This is a genomic window from Yersinia alsatica (assembly GCF_902170305.1).
Taxonomy (GTDB): domain Bacteria; phylum Pseudomonadota; class Gammaproteobacteria; order Enterobacterales; family Enterobacteriaceae; genus Yersinia; species Yersinia alsatica.
In genome coordinates this window covers 519,460-526,339 of the sequence record NZ_CABHWW010000011.1, presented here as the reverse complement: position 1 = coordinate 526,339, position 6,880 = coordinate 519,460, and the positions used below count along the sequence as shown (strand labels likewise).

The window sequence follows — 6,880 nt, the reverse complement described above, 5'->3', positions numbered from 1 at the left end:
GGTCGTTAGCTCAGTTGGTAGAGCAGTTGACTTTTAATCAATTGGTCGCAGGTTCGAATCCCGCACGACCCACCATTTATATCGAATAGGCAGAATCTCAAATCGTCGGGATGAGAACCGTTAAAGGTTCGAGTCGAACGAAGCGAGACAACAACGTATAGCGTTGGCCTGAAAGGTGAGTCCGCAGGACGAATAATCCCGCACGACCCACCATTCTTCCAAAGTTCGGTTTGAATGTAAGAAGTTGAAATCATCGCAACGATATTCCTCTTCCTGTTTTGTCTCGCAGTATTCTCTAAAGTGTTTAAGCAATAAAACATAATGGGTCGTTAGCTCAGTTGGTAGAGCAGTTGACTTTTAATCAATTGGTCGCAGGTTCGAATCCCGCACGACCCACCATTATGAAGAACTGTAGGGCGATCAAATCGTGGGATGAGAACCGTTAAAGGTTCGAGCCGAGCGAAGCGAGACAGCAACGCGCTAGCGTTGACCCGAAGGGCGAGTCCGTAGGACGAGTAATCCCGCACGACTGGCAATGAATTGTCATTAAGCAGCAATACATAATGGGTCGTTAGCTCAGTTGGTAGAGCAGTTGACTTTTAATCAATTGGTCGCAGGTTCGAATCCCGCACGACCCACCATTATATCAAGTACCTCAATAACTCCTCCAAACCCAGAAATCACATACACAAAATCGTGTGGGTGAGACCCTGCGTTCAGGTTCGAGCCGAGCGAAGCGAGACAGCAACGCGCTAGCGTTGACCCGAAGGGTGAGTCCACAGGACGAATCATCCCGCACGACCCACCATTATGTCGTAAGCAGTACCGCATTATTCTCCCAATCACTCTCTTCTCTTTTACTCATCCCACTCAAAAACCTTTTTATCCTCTTCTTATTCTCAATATAAACCCTATAATCTTCTAATATCTCTTCTACCACTTAATTTCCCACCTCATTTTTAACTCTATTAAACATTTTTGCCATTATCAGACAAAATTTGGCGACTTTTTGCTAAATATTGAGTATTTTGTTTAGGATAAAAAACAAACCAATATTACTGGCGACCTGAGATGTACAATGGCGCCGGAATCACTGGCAATAGAGATGTGAGCGATGAGCGAAACTTTTGATGTGAATGCGGCTATTTATCCTTTCCCTCCGCGACCTGTCCCGCTGGATGTGGATCAAAAAGCCTTTTACCGTGAGAAAATCAAAACACTGCTAAAGCAGCGCGATGCCGTGTTGGTCGCTCACTATTATACTGACCCCGAAATCCAGGCTTTAGCCGAGGAAACCGGCGGTTGTGTGGCTGACTCCCTTGAAATGGCGCGATTTGGTAATAATCACCCTGCATCTACCTTGCTGGTCGCTGGCGTACGCTTTATGGGGGAAACCGCCAAAATACTTAATCCAGAAAAACAAGTATTGATGCCTACTCTCAATGCTGAATGCTCACTGGATTTAGGTTGCCCGGCAGATGAGTTTGCCGCGTTTTGCGACAGTCACCCTGACCGCACTGTTGTGGTATACGCCAATACTTCGGCCGCAGTAAAAGCCAGAGCCGATTGGGTGGTAACCTCCAGTATCGCCGTTGAATTAATTGAACACCTCGATAGCTTGGGCGAGAAAATAATCTGGGCCCCTGATCGTCATCTTGGCAATTATGTACAGAAGAAGAGTGGGGCGGATGTACTGTGCTGGCAAGGGGCGTGTATCGTCCATGACGAGTTTAAAACCCAAGCACTGGCCCGGATGAAAGCATTACATCCCGATGCTGCGGTATTGGTCCACCCGGAATCACCACAGGCGGTGGTTGATATGGCTGATGCTGTCGGATCGACCAGTCAATTGATTCAGGCGGCAAAAACACTGCCGCAGAAAAAACTGATCGTGGCAACAGACCGGGGCATTTTTTACAAGATGCAGCAGGCTTGCCCGGATAAAGAGTTATTCGAAGCACCGACCGCCGGTGAAGGGGCAACTTGCCGAAGCTGCGCACATTGCCCATGGATGGCGATGAATGGCCTCAAGGCGATTGCTGAGGGGCTGGAGCAGGGTGGGGTGATGCATGAGATACATGTTGATGAAGAATTGCGTCAGCAGGCGCTGATACCCTTGAATCGCATGTTGGATTTTGCCAACCAACTCAAATTGCAGATCAAAGGTAATGCCTGAGCAGTGAAGAGTACCTAATAACCCTCATACTCAGCTAATGACACCCAAAGAACTTGGCGTTGCAGGTAGGCGGCTAATCACCTCGCGGCTTTAAGTACGAAGGGCAGAAGATAAAAGGACTGTCAGATGGATTTCTTCAGTACAAGCAACATATTGGTACATATTCCGCTAGGGGCAGGAGGCTATGACCTGTCGTGGATAGAGGCCATTGGGACGCTATTTGGCTTGTTGTGTATCTGGTTCGCCAGCAAAGAGAAAATCATCAACTATTTGTTTGGTTTGATTAACGTGACGCTGTTCGCGGTGATTTTCTTCCAGATCCAGCTTTATGCCAGTTTATTACTCCAGCTGTTCTTCTTCGTAGCCAATATTTATGGTTGGTATGCCTGGAGTAAACAAACCCCCGACAACCAAGCTGAATTGAAAATTCGCTGGTTGTCCTTGCCAAAAGCATTGGCTTGGGGAGCGGTCTGTGTAGGCGGTATCACTTTGATGACATTGCATATTGATATGGTATTTGCCTGGCTTACCCGTGCGGCGGTGACGGTAATGCAAAGCTTGGGTGCTAATGTGCAAATGCCAGAGTTGCAGCCAGATGCCTTCCCATTCTGGGACTCCACCATGATGGTCTTGTCGATTGTGGCGATGATCCTGATGACGCGCAAATATGTTGAAAACTGGCTGATTTGGGTGGTGATTGATGTTATCAGTGTGGCAATTTTCGCCTATCAAGGTGTCTATGCCATGGCGTTGGAATATGTGTTACTGACGCTGATTGCGCTGAATGGTTCTTGGCTGTGGATCAAGAGCGCGGCGCGGAATCATTCTCGCCCACTGTCCCCCCAAAGTTAGCAATATCAAAGTTCAATAGATTTTGCGTGAAAGTATTCGTCAGGCGAGCTTCTGTCAGTGGTCAGCCACCGCAGAATACTCGCCTGATTAGCTTTCACCTTCAATGAGGGTGATGGTGGTGCCCTTCGGTGCTGACGGCCTGATTGATAGCACAATCAGGGGCTCGACAGTGCTGATATTCCATCTGAATGGTGGCATGGCCAATATTGTAATGCTGCAGTAAATAATGCTGGATACGTTGCAATAACTCATCATTATCTTGTGGTGGGATCACCTGCACATGCAGTGTCATTAGGCGTTGGTCGCCGACTTGCCATAGATGGATATGATGGGCATCCCGCACTTCATATATATTGGTGCATAAGTCTTTGCGCAGTTTGTTGATATCAATCTCTTGCGGCGCACCTTCCAACAGCTCGTGAAAACTCTCTTTCAACAACCGCCAGGCACTGCGTAGCACCAAGACGGAGACCAAAACCGAGAGAATCGGGTCAATTGGCGTCCAGCCGGTGGTGAGGATAACCACCGCCGCGACAATGGCTCCTACAGAGCCTAATAAGTCGCCAAGTACGTGCAAGGCGGCGGCTCGGACATTGATATTCTTCTCTTCCTCTCCCCGATGAAGTATCCAGAAGCAGAAAATATTCGCGAATAACCCGAGGATAGCGATGACTAACATCGGAATTCCCATGACCTCATGGGGGGAAAAGAAGCGGCGAACCGCCTCCCAAACAATCAATACTACAATCAGCAACAATGCCGCCGCATTAACAAAAGCCGCCAGCGTCGTCAGACGCAAATAGCCAAAGGTATGGCGAGAGTCGGGTTTTCGCTGTGAAAAATGCACTGCCATTAATGCGATAAAGAGCGCCGCAGAATCGGTCAGCATATGCCCGGCATCAGCCAACAGAGCCAGTGAACCCGATAGCCAGCCACCAATGGCCTCTGCCACCATAAATACCGTGGTGACAGCGAAGGCGACCAGTAGCCGCTTACTATTGCTGTCTTGCGGGAAAAACGATGATGCAGCCATATTTATCCTTTCACCATGGGTCATAAAATGCGAGCACAAAACCAGATGGTTGATGTTAACTCTGATAGGATTTCATTCAAAGATTGATACGCATTATAGATTAATGTGAGTGTTGCGGTTTTTCTGCGCTGAGCCTCTAATGCAATAAAGTAGATTTACAGCGGTCAATTCACCCGCTAGATTGGTTCAGTTAGATTGCTAAAATAATGGTTGTGCGATGACCGTCAGAGACTTAATGGAAGAACTATGAATTACCTGAATGATGACCTACGGATTAATGAAATTAAGGAACTCCTGCCACCTGTTGCTTTGTTAGAGAAGTTTCCGGCCAGTAATCATGCCGCCGAAACTGTCGCCAAGACTCGCACGGCTATTCACAACATTTTGCGCGCTCAAGATGATCGCCTGCTGGTGGTGATTGGCCCATGCTCGATTCATGACACTCAGGCGGCAAAAGAGTATGCGGCTCGTTTACTGACGCTGCGTGAAGAGCTACAAGGTGAGCTGGAAGTGGTAATGCGCGTGTATTTTGAAAAACCGCGTACTACGGTAGGTTGGAAAGGTCTGATTAACGATCCGCACATGGATGGTAGTTACGATATCAATGATGGTCTGCGTATTGCGCGTAAGTTGCTGTTGGACATTAATGATAGCGGCTTACCGGCTGCGGGTGAGTTTCTGGATATGATTACCCCGCAATATTTGGCTGACCTGATGAGCTGGGGAGCTATTGGCGCTCGGACGACGGAATCTCAGGTTCACCGTGAGCTGGCTTCTGGCCTCTCTTGCCCGGTTGGTTTTAAAAATGGTACCGATGGCACCATTAAAGTGGCTATTGATGCCATCAATGCCGCCAGTGCGCCGCACTGTTTCCTGTCAGTGACCAAGTGGGGTCACTCTGCGATTGTTAATACCGCAGGTAACGATGATTGCCATATCATTCTGCGCGGCGGTAAAGAGCCAAACTACAGCAGCGCACATGTTGCTGAAGTTAAAGCTGGGCTGAGCAAAGCAGGTCTGGAACCACAAATCATGATTGATTTCAGCCATGCTAACAGCAGCAAGCAGTTTAAAAAGCAGATGGAAGTGGGTACCGATGTGTGCCGCCAGATTGCTCAGGGCGAAAAGTCTATTATGGGCGTGATGATCGAAAGTCATCTGGTGGAAGGTAATCAGAATCTGGAAAGTGGCGAGCCACTGACTTACGGCAAGAGTGTCACCGATGCCTGTATTGGCTGGGAAGATACGGAAGTGTTGCTGCGTCAGTTGTCAAACGCGGTGAAAGCGCGTCGTCAGTAAGCTTTTGTGCTGGTCATTTAAGTTGCTCGACAAATAAAAACCCCCGACATTAATGATGTGCGGGGGTTTTTTAATGGTGCTAATCAGGAATAATTACTTAGCTTTACCCTGATTGGCAACAGCAGCAGCTTTCGCGGCGATCTCTTCCGCATTGCCCAAATAGTAGTGCTTGATGGGTTTGAAGTTTTCATCAAACTCATACACCAATGGCACGCCAGTTGGGATGTTCAGCTCAAGAATTTCTTCTTCGTTCAGGTCATCGAGATATTTTACCAGAGCACGCAGCGAGTTACCGTGGGCGGCGATAATCACGCGCTCACCACTGGCAATACGTGGTTTGATAACTTCTTCCCAGTAAGGGATAACACGTTCAATGGTCAGTGCCAGGCTTTCAGTGGTTGGCAGCTCAGCATCGGTTAATTTTGCATAACGTGGGTCATGGCCAGGGAAACGCTCATCGCTTTTTTCCAGCGCTGGAGGCGTGATAGCAAAACCACGACGCCACAATTTAACTTGGTCATCACCGTATTTAGCTGCGGTCTCGGACTTATCCAGACCTTGCAGAGCGCCATAATGACGTTCATTCAGCTTCCAGGTTTTTTCGGTTGGCAACCAAGCTTGGTCCAACTCATCCAGAATGCTCCACAGGGTGTGGATTGCGCGTTTCAGTACTGAGGTGTAGGCGAAATCAAAAGTAAAACCTTCGTCTTTCAACAGCTTACCCGCTGCTTTTGCTTCAGTACGGCCTTTTTCAGACAAATCAACGTCATACCAGCCAGTGAAGCGGTTTTCGTTGTTCCATTGACTTTCACCGTGACGTACCAGAACCAGCTTTGTTACTGCCATAGTTCGAACTCCTCAAGTAACTAATTTATTCAATGATAACTATTATCATTATATTGCGGGATTGCCGCAGACAGCAATCGTTTGTGTTTAACCATAGCCAATTTTTTACATTAGCGTAAGAGTGGGCGTCGAATCGATTCTGCAAAATCTGTAACCAATTAATATATGGGATATTAAATACCCCATATTACCCGTAGCTTGTGAAGCCGCAGGGGCGTTAGCTGCGCCTACCTGCGACTCCAGGGGCTTTGGTTATGAATGGTTATTATAGAGGGGGGGGTTAAGCCGCTTTTTTCAGGCAAGTGCTCATAAAGGTTTTGCGGGCATCGCCTTTTAACTCTTTGGTGGCGGCTTCCGCGTTACAGCTTTTCATTTTCTGCTGCTGCGGTGTCAGCGCTTTTTCATCAGGATGAACCTGTGCTTTTAGGCACTGGCTCATGAATTTCTTCCGGTCATCGCCTTTCAGTGATTGGGTGGTCGCCTGCTGATTACAATCGGTCATTTTTTTCTGCTGGGCGGCTTGTGCGGGCGAGGGGGTCTTAGCCGTCTCTGCTGCCATCACATTGGCACTGAGTAATAATCCGGCAGAGAGCAACCATAGGGTAGTTAGACGCATATGAGTTCCCTTTATTGAGGCACTGTTTATATAAGGAAAGTTGGATTCTGCGAGGCGT

6 protein-coding genes, 2 tRNA genes and 3 other RNA genes are annotated in these 6,880 nt (G+C 48.0%); 8 read left to right on the top strand and 3 right to left on the bottom strand.

What is annotated here, in order from left to right; translation table 11 throughout:
* Positions 1–90 precede the first annotated feature (90 nt).
* From FTA96_RS09215 to pnuC, 7 genes are all read left to right on the top strand, one after another.
* Positions 91–213: non-coding RNA, RtT sRNA (locus tag FTA96_RS09215), on the top strand.
* Between the two features lie 110 nt (positions 214–323).
* A tRNA-Lys gene (locus tag FTA96_RS09210) sits at positions 324–399 on the top strand.
* Positions 400–413: 14 nt separating this feature from the next.
* Positions 414–536, top strand: a non-coding RNA gene (locus FTA96_RS09205) — RtT sRNA.
* 29 nt (positions 537–565) lie between these two features.
* A tRNA-Lys gene (locus tag FTA96_RS09200) sits at positions 566–641 on the top strand.
* Positions 642–682: 41 nt separating this feature from the next.
* A non-coding RNA gene (locus FTA96_RS09195) (RtT sRNA) lies at positions 683–808 on the top strand.
* A 306-nt stretch (positions 809–1,114) separates the two neighbouring features.
* On the top strand, positions 1,115–2,176 hold the full coding sequence (gene nadA, locus FTA96_RS09190; protein ID WP_050151603.1) for a quinolinate synthase NadA: 1,062 nt from the start codon (positions 1,115–1,117) through the stop codon (positions 2,174–2,176).
* A 126-nt stretch (positions 2,177–2,302) separates the two neighbouring features.
* Positions 2,303–3,028, top strand: coding sequence for a nicotinamide riboside transporter PnuC (gene pnuC, locus FTA96_RS09185; RefSeq protein WP_145505861.1), 726 nt, complete (start codon positions 2,303–2,305; stop codon positions 3,026–3,028).
* Positions 3,029–3,128: 100 nt separating this feature from the next.
* Here pnuC and zitB read toward each other — a convergent pair whose 3' ends face one another.
* A complete protein-coding gene (gene zitB, locus FTA96_RS09180) occupies positions 3,129–4,061 on the bottom strand; it encodes a CDF family zinc transporter ZitB (RefSeq protein ID WP_145573639.1) in 933 nt (310 codons plus the stop codon).
* Between the two features lie 246 nt (positions 4,062–4,307).
* Here zitB and aroG point away from each other — a divergent pair, with 246 nt between their 5' ends.
* On the top strand, positions 4,308–5,360 hold the full coding sequence (gene aroG, locus FTA96_RS09175) for a 3-deoxy-7-phosphoheptulonate synthase AroG (RefSeq protein ID WP_050122423.1): 1,053 nt from the start codon (positions 4,308–4,310) through the stop codon (positions 5,358–5,360).
* A gap of 93 nt (positions 5,361–5,453) precedes the next feature.
* Here the strand turns inward: aroG and gpmA are convergent, their stop codons facing one another.
* Together gpmA and FTA96_RS09165 are read right to left on the bottom strand one after the other, a co-directional pair.
* On the bottom strand, positions 5,454–6,206 hold the full coding sequence (gene gpmA / locus FTA96_RS09170) for a 2,3-diphosphoglycerate-dependent phosphoglycerate mutase (protein WP_050145028.1): 753 nt from the start codon (positions 6,204–6,206) through the stop codon (positions 5,454–5,456).
* Positions 6,207–6,486: 280 nt separating this feature from the next.
* Positions 6,487–6,822, bottom strand: coding sequence for a PsiF family protein (locus FTA96_RS09165; RefSeq protein WP_050107743.1), 336 nt, complete (start codon positions 6,820–6,822; stop codon positions 6,487–6,489).
* Positions 6,823–6,880 lie beyond the last annotated feature (58 nt).

What these genes read in the sequence shown, in the direction of transcription:
- gpmA (WP_050145028.1), bottom strand. Translation starts at nt 6,206, where the DNA reads ATGGCAGTAACAAAGCTGGTTCTGGTACGTCACGGTGAAAGTCAATGG.
- nadA (WP_050151603.1), top strand. Translation starts at nt 1,115, where the DNA reads ATGAGCGAAACTTTTGATGTGAATGCGGCTATTTATCCTTTCCCTCCG.
- FTA96_RS09165 (WP_050107743.1), bottom strand. Translation starts at nt 6,822, where the DNA reads ATGCGTCTAACTACCCTATGGTTGCTCTCTGCCGGATTATTACTCAGT.
- pnuC (WP_145505861.1), top strand. Translation starts at nt 2,303, where the DNA reads ATGGATTTCTTCAGTACAAGCAACATATTGGTACATATTCCGCTAGGG.
- aroG (WP_050122423.1), top strand. Translation starts at nt 4,308, where the DNA reads ATGAATTACCTGAATGATGACCTACGGATTAATGAAATTAAGGAACTC.
- zitB (WP_145573639.1), bottom strand. Translation starts at nt 4,061, where the DNA reads ATGGCTGCATCATCGTTTTTCCCGCAAGACAGCAATAGTAAGCGGCTA.